Annotated in this window: 1 protein-coding gene; it reads right to left on the bottom strand. The window is 53.8% G+C overall.

All coding sequences use genetic code 11. From position 1 onward, the window contains the following. Positions 1-94: 94 nt before the first annotated feature. Positions 95-314, bottom strand: a 220-nt coding sequence (locus tag IV91_RS17550) for a zinc ribbon domain-containing protein (protein ID WP_150112525.1), incomplete at its 5' end; no start/stop codon positions are given.

The raw sequence follows: 314 nt of genomic DNA, 5'->3' as shown, positions 1-314 counted from the left end.
TCCTGCTTCAACGCGAGAGGTCTGCTGATACGGCTACGCCGTTTCACATCCTTGCTCGCTCCACAGGCTAACCCCGGAAATCCTCCGGTTTTGTTCATTCGTGAATCCTCAAGCCGTCTGCACCGGTCAATATCGCTTTCCCAGCCATCAGGATGTTGATACTGGCATTCAGATCCCGATCATGGCTCTGTCCGCAATCTGGACAAACCCATTGACGTGTCGAAAGCGAAAGACTCTTGAGGACGTATCCGCAACTCGAACACCGCTTCGAACTCGGGTACCAACGATCGATCTTGACAACCGTTCGACCGGCC

Source organism: Ferrovum myxofaciens (assembly GCF_000735045.1).
In the GTDB taxonomy this organism is placed as follows: domain Bacteria; phylum Pseudomonadota; class Gammaproteobacteria; order Burkholderiales; family Ferrovaceae; genus Ferrovum; species Ferrovum myxofaciens.
This window is presented reverse-complemented; position numbering and strand designations above follow the sequence as displayed.